The sequence below is a fragment of the uncultured Streptomyces sp. genome (assembly GCF_947488945.1).
GTDB lineage: Bacteria > Actinomycetota > Actinomycetes > Streptomycetales > Streptomycetaceae > Streptomyces.
In genome coordinates this window covers 288,239-303,506 of sequence record NZ_CANLBS010000004.1, presented here as the reverse complement: position 1 = coordinate 303,506, position 15,268 = coordinate 288,239, and the positions used below count along the sequence as shown (strand labels likewise).

The 15,268-nt window shown below is 73.5% G+C and carries 15 protein-coding genes; 9 read left to right on the top strand and 6 right to left on the bottom strand.

What is annotated here, in order from left to right:
* Positions 1 to 89 precede the first annotated feature (89 nt).
* The 3 genes from glnA to Q0994_RS08015 all read left to right on the top strand — a co-directional run bounded on the left by glnA (position 90) and on the right by Q0994_RS08015 (position 4,845).
* A complete protein-coding gene (glnA, locus tag Q0994_RS08025) occupies positions 90 to 1,499 on the top strand; it encodes a type I glutamate--ammonia ligase (RefSeq protein ID WP_299530836.1) in 1,410 nt (469 codons plus the stop codon).
* Between the two features lie 277 nt (positions 1,500 to 1,776).
* On the top strand, positions 1,777 to 3,381 hold the full coding sequence (locus Q0994_RS08020) for an LPXTG cell wall anchor domain-containing protein (RefSeq protein WP_299530834.1): 1,605 nt from the start codon (positions 1,777 to 1,779) through the stop codon (positions 3,379 to 3,381).
* A gap of 138 nt (positions 3,382 to 3,519) precedes the next feature.
* Positions 3,520 to 4,845, top strand: coding sequence for a hypothetical protein (locus Q0994_RS08015; RefSeq protein ID WP_299530832.1), 1,326 nt, complete (start codon positions 3,520 to 3,522; stop codon positions 4,843 to 4,845).
* Between the two features lie 50 nt (positions 4,846 to 4,895).
* On the opposite strand, the gene Q0994_RS08010 is transcribed toward Q0994_RS08015, so the two are convergent.
* Positions 4,896 to 5,699, bottom strand: a complete 804-nt coding sequence (locus Q0994_RS08010) for a hypothetical protein (RefSeq protein WP_299530831.1) — start codon at positions 5,697 to 5,699, stop codon at positions 4,896 to 4,898.
* A gap of 176 nt (positions 5,700 to 5,875) precedes the next feature.
* Complete coding sequence (locus Q0994_RS08005; protein ID WP_299530829.1) at positions 5,876 to 6,163, bottom strand: hypothetical protein; 288 nt, start codon at positions 6,161 to 6,163, stop codon at positions 5,876 to 5,878.
* 119 nt (positions 6,164 to 6,282) lie between these two features.
* Between Q0994_RS08005 and Q0994_RS08000 the strand changes: the two genes are divergently transcribed.
* Positions 6,283 to 6,642 (top strand): arsenate reductase family protein, encoded by a 360-nt coding sequence (locus Q0994_RS08000; protein WP_299530826.1) that lies wholly within the window; start codon positions 6,283 to 6,285, stop codon positions 6,640 to 6,642.
* Positions 6,643 to 6,803: 161 nt separating this feature from the next.
* Here Q0994_RS08000 and Q0994_RS07995 read toward each other — a convergent pair whose 3' ends face one another.
* From Q0994_RS07995 to Q0994_RS07985, 3 genes are all read right to left on the bottom strand, one after another.
* The gene (locus Q0994_RS07995) at positions 6,804 to 7,733 is read right to left on the bottom strand and encodes a Gfo/Idh/MocA family protein (protein ID WP_299530823.1); all 930 of its coding nucleotides are present in this window, start codon (positions 7,731 to 7,733) and stop codon (positions 6,804 to 6,806) included.
* 130 nt (positions 7,734 to 7,863) lie between these two features.
* Complete coding sequence (locus tag Q0994_RS07990; protein ID WP_299530820.1) at positions 7,864 to 8,592, bottom strand: DUF4865 family protein; 729 nt, start codon at positions 8,590 to 8,592, stop codon at positions 7,864 to 7,866.
* Between the two features lie 49 nt (positions 8,593 to 8,641).
* Positions 8,642 to 9,250, bottom strand: coding sequence for a TetR/AcrR family transcriptional regulator (locus Q0994_RS07985; protein WP_299530817.1), 609 nt, complete (start codon positions 9,248 to 9,250; stop codon positions 8,642 to 8,644).
* A gap of 374 nt (positions 9,251 to 9,624) precedes the next feature.
* Between Q0994_RS07985 and glnII the strand changes: the two genes are divergently transcribed.
* The 5 genes from glnII (at position 9,625) to Q0994_RS07960 (ending at position 14,793) form a co-directional block, all read left to right on the top strand.
* Complete coding sequence (glnII, locus tag Q0994_RS07980; protein ID WP_299530814.1) at positions 9,625 to 10,644, top strand: glutamine synthetase; 1,020 nt, start codon at positions 9,625 to 9,627, stop codon at positions 10,642 to 10,644.
* A 439-nt stretch (positions 10,645 to 11,083) separates the two neighbouring features.
* Positions 11,084 to 11,758, top strand: a complete 675-nt coding sequence (locus Q0994_RS07975; protein WP_299530811.1) for a winged helix-turn-helix domain-containing protein — start codon at positions 11,084 to 11,086, stop codon at positions 11,756 to 11,758.
* Between the two features lie 222 nt (positions 11,759 to 11,980).
* A complete protein-coding gene (locus Q0994_RS07970; RefSeq protein WP_299530808.1) occupies positions 11,981 to 13,273 on the top strand; it encodes a sensor domain-containing protein in 1,293 nt (430 codons plus the stop codon).
* Positions 13,258 to 13,911 carry a response regulator transcription factor gene (locus Q0994_RS07965; RefSeq protein ID WP_299530805.1) on the top strand — a complete coding sequence of 218 codons (654 nt, stop codon included), beginning with the start codon at positions 13,258 to 13,260 and terminating at the stop codon, positions 13,909 to 13,911. The genes Q0994_RS07970 and Q0994_RS07965 overlap by 16 nt, the downstream gene beginning before the upstream one ends.
* 87 nt (positions 13,912 to 13,998) lie before the next feature.
* Positions 13,999 to 14,793, top strand: coding sequence for a TetR/AcrR family transcriptional regulator (locus Q0994_RS07960; protein ID WP_299530802.1), 795 nt, complete (start codon positions 13,999 to 14,001; stop codon positions 14,791 to 14,793).
* A 52-nt stretch (positions 14,794 to 14,845) separates the two neighbouring features.
* On the opposite strand, the gene Q0994_RS07955 is transcribed toward Q0994_RS07960, so the two are convergent.
* The gene (locus Q0994_RS07955; protein ID WP_299530799.1) at positions 14,846 to 15,196 is read right to left on the bottom strand and encodes a 5-carboxymethyl-2-hydroxymuconate Delta-isomerase; all 351 of its coding nucleotides are present in this window, start codon (positions 15,194 to 15,196) and stop codon (positions 14,846 to 14,848) included.
* Between the last annotated feature and the right edge of the window lie 72 nt (positions 15,197 to 15,268).

Genomic DNA, 15,268 nt, shown 5'->3' with positions numbered 1-15,268 from the left:
GCCTAAGGTCGGGGCCAACGTGTGCCACCGCACTGGTCACACAAAGCGCTGCAACCCCGTCCTTCCGGGTCGGGAGTAGGAGGAGTTGGATGTTCCAGAACGCCGACGAAGTGCAGAAGTATGTCGCGGACAACGACGTCAAGTTCATCGACGTCCGGTTCTGCGACCTCCCCGGGGTGATGCAGCACTTCACCATCCCGGCTGCCACCTTCGACCCGGCCGAGGAGCTGGCCTTCGACGGCTCGTCGATCCGCGGGTTCCAGGCCATCCACGAGTCCGACATGGCGCTGCGCGCCGACCTGTCGACCGCGCGGGTGGACCCGTTCCGCCGCGACAAGACCGTGAACATCAACTTCTTCATCCACGACCCGATCACGGGCGAGCAGTACAGCCGTGACCCGCGCAACGTGGCCAAGAAGGCCGAGGCGTACCTCGCCTCCACCGGCTTCGCCGACACCGCGTACTTCGGCCCCGAGGCCGAGTTCTACGTCTTCGACAACGTCCGCTTCCAGACGTCGGCGAACGAGAGCTTCTACCACATCGACTCCGAGGCGGGCGCCTGGAACACCGGTGCGGTCGAGAACAACCGCGGCTACAAGGTCCGTTACAAGGGCGGCTACTTCCCGGCCCCGCCGGTCGACCACTTCGCCGACCTGCGTGCCGAGATCTCCCTGGAGCTGGACAAGAACGGCCTCCAGGTCGAGCGCCAGCACCACGAGGTCGGCACCGCCGGCCAGGCCGAGATCAACTACAAGTTCAACACGCTGCTCGCCGCGGCCGACGACCTGATGCTCTTCAAGTACATCGTGAAGAACGTCGCCTGGCGCAACGGCAAGACCGCGACCTTCATGCCGAAGCCGATCTTCGGCGACAACGGCTCGGGCATGCACGTGCACCAGTCCCTGTGGCAGGGCGGCACCCCGCTCTTCTACGACGAGCAGGGTTACGCGGGCCTGTCGGACATGGCGCGCTACTACATCGGCGGCATCCTCAAGCACGCGCCGTCGCTGCTGGCGTTCACCAACCCGACGGTGAACTCCTACCACCGCCTGGTCCCCGGCTTCGAGGCCCCGGTCAACATGGTGTACTCGCAGCGCAACCGCTCCGCCGCGATGCGCATCCCGATCACCGGCTCGAACCCGAAGGCCAAGCGCGTCGAGTTCCGCGCCCCGGACCCGTCGTCCAACCCGTACCTGGCGTTCTCGGCCCTGCTGATGGCCGGCCTCGACGGCGTCAAGAACAAGATCGAGCCGGCCGAGCCGATCGACAAGGACCTCTACGAGCTGGCTCCCGAGGAGCACGCCAACGTCCAGCAGGTCCCGACCTCCCTCCCGGCCGTCCTTGAGGCCCTGGAAGCGGACAACGAGTACCTCCAGGCCGGCGGCGTCTTCACGTCCGACCTGATCGAGACGTGGATCGACTACAAGCGCACCAACGAGATCGCCCCGATCCAGCTCCGCCCGCACCCGCACGAGTTCGAGCTGTACTTCGACATCTAGGAAGACCGCGGGCCGGAGCGGTGACCCGCTCCCCCGGGCCGTCCACGGGCCGTCGGCCGTGCCCCTCCAGGGGCACGGCCGACGGCTTTCGTCGTGGGGTGCGGGCAGGGCCTGCCGCGCGGCCCTCCCCCGGCACGCCCCGGGGGCCGGACGGCCGGGTGCGGCCGATCCGTACGGCGTGTCACAGATCGGTGACTGGCACAACCATCTGGCGGTCCCACTCGTCGCACCAGGTAGCCGGTTGCACAACACCGGCCAACGGGAGGGGAAAGCACAGATGGCAGCAGTACACCGGCGCGCCAGGTGGGCGGCGCTCACCGCGACGGCCGCCGCCTTGCTCGGGACGCTCATGACGGGGGCACCGGCCCACGCCGAGGACGGGCCCGCGCTGACGTTCCGGGTCACCCGGACCGAGGTGGGGCTCCCGCAGCCCGCCGACCGGTCGGACCCGCCGCAGATCAGCTGGGGTCTGGAGGGCGACGCCGACGGCGGCACCGCCGAGGACGTGGCCGTCACGATCGACGCCTCCGGCATCTCCGCGTTCACGGATCTCGACTCCACCTGCGTCGGCGACGTCTGCTCGTGGCCCGCACGCGACATCGCCCCCGACGGTTTCCACGGCAGTGTCCTGGACCTGAACGCCAAGCCCGACGCCCCGCTCGGCACCACGGGCATCGCGCGGCTCTTCGCCACCTCGTCCAACGCGACGATCGAGGCGGTGACCGTCAAGGTCACCGTCGGCGCGGTGGACCTCGGTATCGAGCGGATCCCGGACACCGAGGACGTCGAGCCGGGATCGACCCTCGACGCCCCGATCAGGGTGTCCAACTCCGGTTCGCTGGTGGCCGACGGGGTCACCCTCACGCTTGCCGCCACCCGTGGTCTGGGCTTCGCGCAGACGTTCTCCAACTGTGTCTACGGGAAGACCACGGACATCCCCTCGCTGCCCCGTCAGTCGTTGGACCGGGCGGTCTGCCACATCGACGCCCCGGTCGAGCCGGGCAAGGCCTACCGGCTCTCCTCCTCCGTCGGGATCGCCGTGAAGTCCACGGCGCTCCACGAGATGGTCGACTACGAGGTCGAGGCCGTGTCCGCCTCCGTACCGAAGGCCGCCGCGGGCCCGGTTCTCGGACTCGTCGAGGACGGCACTCCCCCCGCCCGGCGGACCGCCCACGGCCAGTGGCAGATCGAGGCACGCAACACCGCCGACATCGCGGTCACCGGTTCCTCCGCCACCGCCGGTCCCGGCGAGGAGGCGGTGCTGACCGCCACGGTGCGCAACAACGGCCCGGCGGACTTCAACCTGGTCCGCTCCGACGACCACATCGGCGTTCTGGTCGGCATCCCCGAGGGCACCACCGCGCTGGCCATCCCCCCGAAGTGCGGTGTGTGGACGGGCGGCGGCATGGGCGAGCCCACCCCCGGAGCCCCGGAGTACCTCTGTGCGGTCGACACCCCCTTCACCGTGGGCGAGTCGCTGAAGCTGCCGTTCACCGTGAAGGTCGGTGAGAACGCTCCCGCCAGCGCCTCCGGCGAGGTCCGGGTGACCACGGTCTACGGCGGCGAGGTGGACGTCGACACCGACAAGACCAACAACACCGCGACGATCACGGTGAAGACGGGCTCGTCGTCGGCGACCCCCGAGCCCACCGCCACCGCCTCCGGCGCGGACACGCAGAGCGTCGGCGTCCGCGCCGCGTCCGCCGGCGCCCCGTCCGGTCCCGCGGCCTCGGGCTCGCCGGCCGCCACGGGGACGATGGCCTCCACGGGCAGCGGCTCCACGCCGGCGATCGCGGCGGCCGGTGCGCTGGCGCTGCTGGCGGGCGGCGCGGTGGCGGTCGCGGCCCGCCGGCGCCGGGTGCGCGCGGGGGACGCGGCCTGACCTGCCGGGTCCACGGTGGCGGCGGCACGGTCCTCGGGCCGGGCCGCCGCCACCGGCATGTCCGGGCCGCTGCCATCGGCATCTCCGGAGCACCGCCACCGGCGGCACGGAAACGCGGCTGCCCGCTACCATCGCCCGATGGCGGGGACTGCGGGGGCGGTACGACGTGTCGGGCGCTGGGTGCGGCTGCTGGCGGCGGTCGCGGTGAGCTGCTGCGCGGCGGTGGGGACGGTGCGGCTGGTGGCTCCGGCCACCGGGGGCCCGGACGGCGCACCGCCCGGCGTGGAGAGCCAACTGTCCTTCGTGCGAGCAGCTTTGGACGACGGTGCGGGCGACGAGGCGCAACAGCTCTTTCCCGAGGGCTACTTCTTCCTGCACGCGCTCTACGGGCTGGCGCGGGTCGAGTCCGGGATGCGCGGGCCGCAGGGCGAGCAGCGGAGCCGGGCGCTGCGGGAGGCCCGGTGGGCTCTCGGGAGGCTGGACGCGGACGCCGGACGGGCTCCCTTCAGCGCCGAACTCGTCCCGGCGTACGGCGTGTTCTACCGGGGGTGGACCAACTGGCTGCGCGGCGGCGTGCTGATGCTCCAGCCGCCCGGCAAGCGGGACGCGGCGGAGGTCCGGCGGTTCCGGGCGGACTCGGCGGCGCTCGCGGCGGCCTTCGACGCGTCGCCGACGCCGTATCTCGCGGCCTATCCGGGGCAGGCGTGGCCGGTCGACTCGACGGTCGCGGTGGCGTCGCTCCGGCTGCACGACGCACTGTTCCCCGCCGCGTACGGGGAGACGGTCGGGCGGTGGCTGGGGGCGGTGCGGCAGCGGCTGGACCCGGCGACGGGGCTGCTCCCCCACCGGGCGGACGTGGTGACCGGCGCCCCCGCCGAAGTGGCGCGCGGCACCTCGCAGTCCATGATCCAGCGCTTCCTGGTGGACGTCGATCCGGAATTCGCGGCCGAACAGTACCTGCGGTTCCGCGACCGGTACGTCGTCCGGACGCTGGGTCTCGGACCGACCGTGCGGGAGTACCCGGCGGGGACGGACGGCCCGGCGGACGTGGACTCGGGTCCGCTGCCGTTCGGGGTGAGCTTCTCGGCGACCGTGGTGACGCTGGGCGCGGCGCAGGCGCACGGGGACGCGTCGCTGGCCGGAGCGCTCGCGCAGTACGTGGAGGTGGCGGGGGTTCCCGTCGGCACCCCGTGGTCGAAGCGGTACGCGTTCGGGCTGGTCCCGGTGGGCGACGCGTTCCTGGCCTGGTCCAAAACGGCCCGGCCGTGGGTCGCCGACGGGGTGCCGGCACCCGTGGCGAGCGTCTCGGGATGGTGGCGGGCGCCGCTGCTGACGCTGTTCCTGGTGGTCGGGGCGGCCCCGTGGACACGCGCGGCGGTACGGTGGCTGCGGCACCGCCGGGCCGGGCGGCGAGGGGCGTGCGGCCCGGAGGCGGACCGGGCCCGGGCCGCCGTCGGACGGTGACGGCGGGCGAGGTGCCCCGCCGTCCGGACGGGGCCGTCGGCGGGTGGCCGTCAGGCGAGGTCGATGACCGGGCGGACGCTGACGTCCTCGAACATGTCCTCGCCCTCCGCGCCGTTCACGAACTCCGCCGTGTCCGGGTTGTGGTTGGCGGTGGCGAGCGGCAGCCAGGCGAGGAAGGTGCCGTACCCGCCGCAGACCGCCTCGCCGCCGTCTCCGCCGTAGACGGAGGCCGGGTCGGTGGTCAGTTCGCTCTCGTAGACGTCGAAGCAGACGCGCAGGCCGAGGGCGTTGGGGAACCGGTGGGGGCCGGAGGAGTCGCCGTACGGCTCGGCGTCACGGGGGTGGTCGTCGCCCCAGTGGAAGAGGGTGCGGGAGCCGGCGCCGCAGGCGTGCTCCCACTCGTCCGGGTGCGGGGGGCGCAGGCCCTCGGCGGCGAGCAGTTCGCCCGCGACGGCGGGGGTGTCCAAGAGCTTCTCGGGCTCCACCGCCATCAGGACGGCGGGCAGGGCGACCGTGCGGCGCGGGGTGAGGAACCGCGCCACGTGTTCCTTGAGGTCGGCGCCGAAGCCGAAGCCGGCGGGCAGGCTCTCCTCCCGGTACGAGGTGAGCTGTCCGGGGCTCGGCGACCAGCCGTCCAGGTCGAAGCCGACGGCCGCCTCCCCGCCGGGTATCAGCGCGAACCGCCGGCCGTCCCGCTCGACCACCGCCCGGTGGAGCGGGACGGTGGCGGGCCGCGCCGCGTCGAACACGACGAGCCGCCCGCCCACCCGGTCCGCGGCCTCGCGGGCGAGGCGTTCGGCGGCTCCCGGATCGAGGGACCGCCAGTGGTCGAGAGAGAGATCGGCGAGAGACATGGCGGAGATTGTCGCAGGCGGGCGGCGTCGGGCGGGAGTTCGGGGCCGGGGATGCGCGGTGGGACCGGAACACGGGTCCGGCCCCACCGCGCACGCCGGGGTACGACGATGTCGTCCGTGCCCCCGGTCTCCCGGGGGCACGGACGACGTCGTGGGTGGGGGAAGGGGCGTCGGGCTCAGCGGCCGGGGCGGATGAGGGTGCGGACCATCCGGCAGGTCGTGTCGGACGGGCGGTGCATCGAGAGCCGGTCGGCCATGAGGCGTATCCGGGCGTTGCTCGCGCTGGCCGGCTGGTAGACGCCGGCGTCGAGCAGGGCGATGGCGAGGCGCATGGCCTTCAGGCGGCGGTTGTGCGAGACGTACCACTCGCGGGGACGGCCTGCGGGCAGACGCTTCTTCCGCGGGAACGGACGGCTGGGGTCGTGGAGCGCGAGCGGCTTCGTCGTGACTGCGGCGACGGTCATCGGCGGCCTCCTGGGCGTGGTGGTGGGACCCTCACGAACTACCTCCATTTTACCGCCCCGCACTGACAATCGCGCCTGGCCAGAGGGGTTTTCAGGGTCACTCCCGTACCCTTGGCCCCATGGAGATCTGGATCAATCCCGCGTGTTCCAAGTGCCGCTCCGCGGTCGGTCTGCTCGACGCCGGGGGAGCGTCGTACACCGTCCGGCGCTACCTGGAGGACGTGCCTTCGGCGGACGAGATCCGCGCGGTGCTGGACCGCCTCGGACTGGAGCCGTGGGACATCACGCGTACCCAGGAAGAGGCGGCGAAGGAACTGGGGCTCAAGGGGTGGCCGCGGGACGCGGGGGCGCGTGACCGGTGGATCGAGGCGCTCCACGCGCACCCGAAGCTGATCCAGCGTCCGATCATCACCGCCGACGACGGGACCGCGGTGGTGGGCCGCTCGGACGAGGCGGTCCGGAGCGTACTGGGACGCTGACCCGCGCCACGCCCCCGCGCCCCCGCGCCCCCGCGCATTTCCGGCGGCCCGTGCCGCGTCCCGGTACGGCTCGCGTGCGGCCCCGTGCGGCCCGCGCCGAGCGCCGCCGTACCGCTCGCGCCCGACGTCCCCGCCGCGCCCCCGCGCGGTGCGGGCCCGCCTCAGTCCGCCGGTCCCGCCGCCCGCGCCGCCGCCTGCGCCTCGGCCTCCGCCAGCAGTTCGGTCAGCCGGAGGCCGAACCGGGCGTCGCAGGGGTGCGATTCGCCGGTGCGGGCGGCGTGGATCAGCGCGTCGATCGCCTCGGCGTACGCCCCCGCCGCCTCGCCCCAGCGGGGCAGCGTGACGACGCCTTCCTCGCCGCGCAGTTCGATCTCGGTGCCCACCGCGCCCTGCGGGGCCCCGAGGGCGAGGGTCACGGTGCTGGAGGACCCGGAGGTGTGGCGCAGGACGAGGTGGACGGCGTCGGAGGGACCCGGCACGGCGGTGAGGCCGGTGACGTCGCCGAGCACGGGGATGAGGACGGAGAGCACGTGCGGGCCCACGTCCCAGAGCCCGCCCTTCTCGCGGCGCCACGGGGAGGCGGCGTACTCGTTGGCGGCGCCGGGCGCGTACAGCGCGCCGATCCACTGGGCGCGGGCGGTGAACCAGCCCTCCCGCGCCGCCTGTTCGGCGATCCAGTCGGCCGTCGTCGCGGCGAATCTCAGGGTGCAGAAGACCACGGAGGCGACCTGCGCGCCCTCCACCGCCGTCACGACCTCGCGGGCCCCGGCCACGGTGGTGGCGAGCGGCTTGTCCATGAGGATGTGCCGGCCGGTGGCCGCGGCGCGGGCGGCGAGCGGTGCCTGCACGTCCGGCGGCAGCGCGAAGGCGACCGCGTCACAGGCGGCGATCAGCTCGTCCGCGCCGTAGTCCCCGCTGAACGCGCGGGTGCCGTGGGCCTCGGCCAGTTCGGCCGCCGCCTCCGGGCGCCGGCCCCACACCCCGGCCAGCTCGACGCCGGGATGGTGGGCGAGGGCGGGGGCGTGGGTGTTGCGGGCCCAGGGGCCCGTACCGAAGAGACCGACGCGCAGCGGAGTCGTGGGGATCGTCATACGGGCAAGTCTGCCGGTTCGGACGGGCGGGGCGGGTACCGGACGCGGGTGCGTCGCGGGCGGGGCGGACCCGCCCCGCCCGCGCGCGACGGCCAGCACCGCCCCCGCGCGAGGGACCCTCGTCCCGCGTCTACCAGTCGCGTCCTTCCGGGAGGCCCGCGAGCTCCGGGGCGGACAGGTGCAGCACCTCGTACCGCTCGGTGGCCGGCTCCCGCGCCGGGACGGTCCGCGCCCACAGTACGAACCGCAGCAGCCGCCAGTGGTACGGGTCGACGGCGAGGACGGCGGTGTGGACGCCGGGACGGCGCGCGAGGGCGGCGAGTTCGGCGGCCTCCCGCTCGATCAGCGCGCTCAGGGCCAGGCCGTCGGGGTCCGGACCGGTGCCGGCACCACTTCCGAGCGGGGTGAGCCGGCGCGAGGCCGCCCTCGGGGGAGCGTCGCGGGCCGGGCCGGCGTGGCAGGCGACTCCGGTCCAGTGGTGGACCACGGGGCGGCCGAAGTCGCGGACGATGTTCTGGAACCCGCCGCCGCCGACCAGGAACCGGGCCGACGCACCGGCGTCGTTCCACAGGTAGAAGGGCGCGTACTGGTTGACCGGGGAGCCGCCGGAACCCTCCGGACCGGCCGGATCCTCCTGTCCGGCTGTGCCCTCCGGACCGGCTGTGCCCTCCGGACGGGCCGGACCCTCCGGATCGGCCGCACCTTCCGGGCCGCCGGCGCCGCGCTCGCGGATCAGGTACGCCTTGAGGCCGAGTCCGGCGCGGTCGTCGAGGACATGGCCGCCCGCGGCGACCCTGGCACGGATGATCCCCATGTCGTAGTCGGCGGGCAGGGTGATCTCGTACTGCTGTGCGTACACGGTGAGTCGGCCTCTCTCGGCGTCGGGCGGCGGGTCGGGCGGCTGCGGCTCAGGCGGTCGAGGTGCGGGCGGCGGCGGGGCCGGCGGGCGGGGCGGTCGCGGTGCGGGCGGCCAGGAGGCCGAGCACTCCGTCGAGCGCCCGGTCGAACGGGGCGGTGGAGTCGGCGGCCCTGGCCAGGACGTAACCGCCCTGCAGGACGGCGACGAGCGCGTCCGCGGTGGCGCGGGGATCGAGGGCGGCGTCGAACTCCCCCCGCCGCAGGCCCTCCTGGAGTACGCGGGCGAGGCGTTCGGACAGCCACCGGAAGGTCTCCTCGACCGGCGCCCGCAGCACCGGGTCGGACATGACGTCCGGGTCCTGCGTCAGCCGGCCGACCGGACAGCCCCGCAGCACCTCCCGCTCGCGGCGCAGATACCGGGTGACCGTTTCGGCCGCGGTACCCGGCAGGGAGAGCCGCTCCTCGGCCATCACCCGCATCTCCTCGGCGGTACGGGTGATGGCGGCGAGCGCCAACTCCCGCTTGCCCGCGAAGTGGTGGTACATGCTGCCCTGGCCGACCCCCGACCGCTGCTGGACGGCCCGGGGACTGGTGCCGGTGTAGCCGCGTTCCCACAGGAGTTCCCGGGTGCTCGCTATCAATCGTTCGACGGTGTCCACGCGGTTACTGTACATACCAGTAGGTACAGGCGGGGCGGAGTTCTTCTCCCGGCGGCCACCTCGTGTGCGCGGCGGCCCGCTCGCCGTATACGACGCTCCGATCCGCGCGCCGGTCGGCCGCGGATTTGCCGGCGGGGTGGCAGGGTGCACGGCGCGCCGGGGAGTACTCGGCGGCGCGTCGGGAGAGGGCGGAGGCCTGGATTCCGGCGGCTCGCGCGGGTGCCCGCGCGCCCGCGCACGTCGACGTCCGGGGGGCTGAAACCTCGGTAACACGGGGTTCACATCCGGGCAACGGACGGGAAATCGCGTCTTGCCAAGCTGCGCCGTACAGACCACCGCGCAGACCGCAGCACCCGCCGCAAAGGATGGCTTCCGTGACGTTCAAGGCTGAGTACATCTGGATAGACGGCACCGAGCCGACCGCCAAGCTCCGCTCCAAGACGAGGATCATGGCCGACGGCGCGGAGCTGCCCATCTGGGGCTTCGACGGTTCGAGCACCAACCAGGCCGAGGGCCACGCCTCGGACCGGGTGCTGAAGCCGGTGTTCTCCTGTCCGGACCCGATCCGCGGCGGCGACGACGTCCTGGTCCTGTGCGAGGTCTTCAACATCGACATGACGCCGCACGAGTCCAACACCCGTGCCGCGCTGCGCCCGGTGGCCGAGCGGTTCGCCGGCCAGGAGCCGATCTTCGGCATCGAGCAGGAGTACACCTTCTTCGAGGGCCACCGCCCGCTCGGCTTCCCCGAGGGCGGCTTCCCGGCCGCGCAGGGCGGCTACTACTGCGGCGTCGGCGCCGACGAGATCTTCGGCCGCCAGATCGTGGAGAAGCACCTCGACAACTGCCTCAAGGCCGGTCTCGGCATCTCCGGCATCAACGCCGAGGTCATGCCCGGCCAGTGGGAGTTCCAGGTCGGCCCGCTGTCCCCGCTGGAGGTCTCCGACCAGCTGTGGATCGCCCGTTGGCTGCTCTACCGCACCGCCGAGGACTTCAACGTCTCCGCCACCCTCGACCCGAAGCCGGTCAAGGGCGACTGGAACGGCGCCGGCGCGCACACCAACTTCTCCACCAAGGCGATGCGCGAGGGCTACGACCCGATCATCACCGCCTGCGAGTCGCTGGGCGAGGGCTCCAAGCCGCTCGACCACGTGAAGAACTACGGCGCGGGCATCGACGACCGCCTGACCGGTCTGCACGAGACCGCCCCGTGGAACGAGTACAGCTACGGCGTCTCCAACCGCGGCGCCTCGGTCCGCATCCCGTGGCAGGTCGAGCAGGACCAGAAGGGCTACATCGAGGACCGCCGCCCGAACGCCAACGTCGACCCCTACGTCGTCACCCGGCTGATCGTGGACACCTGCTGCACCGCCCTGGAGAAGGCCGACCAGGTCTGATCCCACCCGCCGCCCGCCTCCCCGCAGCGGCACGCACGAGACGCCCCCGGACTTGCGTTTCCGGCGGGCGTCTTCGTCGTGCGCGGAGGCGGGCCGGCGGGCCGGGCGGTGATTCCGGCCGGAGTCCGCGGCCCCTGGCCGAAAGCCGTCGACCCGTGGCGGCCCGCAGCGGCCGCGGGCGTATCAGGGGGCGGAAGGAGGCTGCTGCCGGGCCGCAATCTCTGCTTCAATGGGAGCATGACCGGCTTCCAGTACACCTCATCGGGTCGCAGCGACCTTGAGCCGTTCTGGCCGTCCCGTCAGCATCACGACTTCGACCGGGTCTGTTGCCGCGCGTGGAACGCGCTGGCCCTCTAAAGCCGCTCACCCCGGTCTTCGGTCCGCGCGCACGACGCAAGTCCGTCCCTCGACGACTCCTCGCGCGAAAGTTGCTGACCCCATGGCGAACGCCCGTACTCTCTCCTCCGCTCCCGCCGCCGCGACGCACGCGGTCTCCGGCGCGGCCGCTGCCGCACGTCCCCTCTCCCCCGCCCGCAGGCTGCGCGCGGTGGACCGCGACGACGTGGTCGCGGTCGCCGAACTGGCCGACGTGGCCGACTTCCTGCCGCCCGGCGCGACCTGGGTCCCGGCGCCGCAGCACACCCTGCCGACCCTGCCGGGCCGGCCGCCCATGATCGGCTACCTGGTCCTCGTCCCGGCCGACCAGCAGGCCGCCCTCGTCGGCGCGTTCGCCGCCTCGGGCCGGCCCGCGCCGGTCGCCCCCGAACCGGTCGTCCCCGAGACGGAGGCCACCCGCACCCCGGCGGGGGACCAGCCGTCCGCCGTCGCGCCGGACAGTCCGGTGCGCATCGACCCGGTGCGGCGTACCGCGCTGGTCGACGGGCGCGAACTGGACCTCACTTACCTGGAGTTCGAGCTGCTGGCCCACCTGGTGGCGCACCCGCACCGGGTCCACACCCGCGATCAGCTCGTCACCACCGTGTGGGGGTACGGGCATGTGGGAGACGGCCGGACCGTCGACGTCCATGTGGCCCGGCTGCGCCGGAAGCTCGGCGTGCAGCACCGCCGCTCGATCCAGACGGTGCGGCGGGTCGGGTACAAGTACGCCCCCTGATCCCGCCCGCTCACCGCACCGCGCCGAGGGCCCCGGTGCGAGGCCCCGACGTCCGGGGCCCTCGCGCCGGGGCCCTTCGCGCGGCGGGCCGTCCCCCGGCCGGTGGGTGGTGCCAGGTACACCACGTGTCGGGTGGGGGGACGGCTGCCGGGGGCGGGCCGGGCCGGGTGACACTGGCTGCCGGACGGGCCGCCGCGGGCCCGGCGAGGGAAAGAGGCACCGATGAGCACGACGACGAGTCCCCCCGGGAAGACGACGAGGAGCCGCTTGCGGGAGGCGTTGCTCGCGGCCGGACGCGGGCTGGTGCTGGCGGTGTCGGGGCTCGGCGTCTCGATGGCCCTGTTCATCCTGTCGGTGCTGTCGATCGCCTTCGTGCCGCTCGGCATCGGGCTGATCACCACCCCGTACGTCCTGGAGCTCGTACGCCGTCACGCCGACTGGCGGCGGCTGAAGGCGGCGACCTGGTCGGACGTACGGATCCCGGTGCCCTACCGGCCCCTCCCGGCGGACCTGCGTCCCGGACTGGCGGGCCGGGTCGAGCGGACCACGCTGATGCTGAAGGACCCGGCGACCTGGCGGGACCTGGGGTGGCTGATGGCGGACATGTCGGTCGGGTTCACCCTGTCGGTACTGGCCGCGGCACTGATGGTGTACCCCGTGGAGGGCCTGGTGCTGGCGGCGGGGCTGTGGCGGGTGTTCCGGGACGACGCGTACTGGTACGGGTTCGTGCCCGTCTCCAGCCAGGGCACGGCGTTCGCCGCGCTGGCGCTCGGGGTGGTCCTGTTCCACGTCGGGCTGTGGGCGAGCCGGCCGCTGCTGCGGCTGAACTTCTCGCTCGCGAAGGCCGTGCTGGCACCCGTGCCGCGGGAGGAGCTGGCCCGGCGGATCGACCGGCTGACCGAGACCCGGCACGAGGCGGTGGACACCGCCGCGTCCGAGCTGCGGCGCATCGAGCGGGATCTGCACGACGGGGCGCAGGCCCGGCTGGTGGCGATGGGGATGGACCTCGGGACGATCGAGGCGCTGATCGAGAAGGACCCGGCGCGGGCCAAGGAGATGCTGGCGGCGACGCGCCAGTCGTCCGCGGAGGCCCTGACCGAGCTGCGCGACCTGGTCCGGGGCATCCACCCGCCGGTCCTCGCGGAACGCGGCCTGGGCGACGCGGTCCGGGCGCTGGCGCTGCGGCTGCCGGTGGAGACGGAGGTGACGGTGGACCTGGCGGGCCGGCCGGAGGCGCCGGTCGAGTCGGCGGCGTACTTCGCGGTCAGCGAGACCCTGGTCAACGCGGTGAAGCACGCGCACGCCGACCGGATCTGGATCGACCTGCACCACTCCGGCTCCATGCTGCGGGTCTCGGTCACCGACGACGGCAGGGGCGGCGCACGGATCGGCGGCGGCTCGGGTCTGACCGGGATCGAGCGCCGGCTGGGTACATTCGACGGTGTCCTGGCCGTCAGCAGTCCCGAGGGCGGCCCCACCATGGTGACCATGGAGATCCCTTGCGCGTTGTCCTAGCCGAAGACCTCTTCCTGCTGCGCGACGGGCTGGTGCGGATGCTGGAGGCGTACGACTTCGAGATCGCGGCCGCCGTCGAGTCGGGCCCCGAACTGACGCGGGCGCTCGCGGAGTCGGAGCCGGACGTGGCGGTGGTGGACGTCCGGCTGCCGCCGTCGCACACGGACGAGGGTCTGCAGTGCGCGCTCGCCGCGCGCCGGGCCAGGCCCGGGCTGCCGGTGCTGGTGCTGTCGCAGCACGTGGAGCAGTTGTACGCACGGGAGTTGCTGGCGGACGGCGACGGCGGCATCGGCTATCTGCTGAAGGACCGGGTCTTCGACGCGGACCAGTTCGTCGACGCGGTGCGCAGGGTGGCGGCGGGCGGCACCGCGATGGACCCGCAGGTCATCTCGCAGCTGCTGTCGCGCCGGGAGCGGGACGAGCCGATGGCGGCGCTGACCCCGCGCGAGCGGGAGGTGATGGAGCTGATGGCTCAGGGCCGGTCCAACGCGGCGATCGCGGCACAGATGGTGATCACGGAGCGGGCGGTGGCGAAGCACACCTCGAACATCTTCGGCAAGCTCGGGCTCGCTCCGTCGGACGACGACAACCGCCGGGTGCTGGCGGTGCTGACGTATCTGGACCGGGGACGGCAGTGACCGCGGGCAGCAGTGACCGCGGGCGGCGCGGCGGTGTCCGGCCCGCGGGGACCGTCGCGTCCGGGCCGCCGCGGTTAGGGTGAAGGCATGACGACCGGGGTGCGGCGCCGGATGGGCGTCGATGAGCGCAAGCGGCAACTGATCGGTGTCGCACTGGAGTTGTTCAGCAACCGTTCCCCCGACGAGGTGTCGATCGACGACATCGCCGCGGCGGCGGGAATCTCCCGTCCGCTGGTCTACCACTACTTCCCCGGTAAACAGAGCCTGTACGAGGCCGCGTTGCGCCGGGCCGCGGACGAGCTGGCGGACCGGTTCGTGGAACCGCACGAAGGGCCGCCGGGGCAGCGGCTGTTGCGGGTGATGGGCAGGTTCTTCGACTTCGTGGAGGAGCACGGCCCCGGTTTCTCCGCGCTGATGCGGGGCGGTCCGGCGGTCGGTTCGTCCACCACGACCGCGATGGTCGACGGGGTGCGGCAGGCCGCGTACGAGCAGATCCTGACCCATCTGGAGGTCCGGGACCCGCCCGCGCGGCTGGAGTTGGTGGTCCGGTCCTGGGTGTCGCTGGCGGAGTCGACGGCGCTGCTGTGGCTGGACGGCCGCAGGGTGCCGCGGGCGGATCTGGAGATCCAGTTGGTGCACGACTTCGCGGCGCTGGCGGCGATCAGCGCGTTCCATGATCCGGAGACGGCGGAGATCGTGCTGCGGGTGCTCGCCCGGGAGCCGGCCGACGGGCCGTTCGGGGAACTGCTCGGGCGCCTGGCGGCGCTGGCTCCCGCACTCGCGGACGGCGGCGGGACCGGGACGCCGGCCGCCGGGGAGGACCCGGGCGCGGACGGCCGAGACGCGGACGGCCCGGCCGTGCCCGCGCAGCGGGCGCGCTGAACCCCGCGCGCCCGCCCGGCGCCTGTGCCCGTGTCCGTACGGGTGCCCGCGGTCAGTTCTTGTCGTACGACGGGTCGAGGTCGCGGACCTCGGCGGAGGCGTGGACCCTGACCCCGCCGACGGGCCGGACGTGGTCCTCCAGGAGTTCCACGACGGCGCGGGTGAGCTCGGCCTTCACCTCGGGGGTGCGGCCGGCGAGCATGCCGATGGTGATGTGGACGATGGCGGCTCCGGCCGGTTCGTCGCCGACGACGGACTCCTCGACCGCACGGAAGCGGGTCTTGCAGGCGGGCACCGAGGTGTCGATGGTCTTGGCGACCAGCGGGTGCAGCGCCAGCGCGAAGTCGCGCCGGCCGAAGGCGTCGCCGAGTTCGGCGGAGTAGTCGACGGTGATCTGCGGCATGGGGTGCTCCCGGTGCGGGTGGGGCGGTCGTTGTCGGCTCCCACCCTGGCGGTGACCGGCGGGTACGCACAA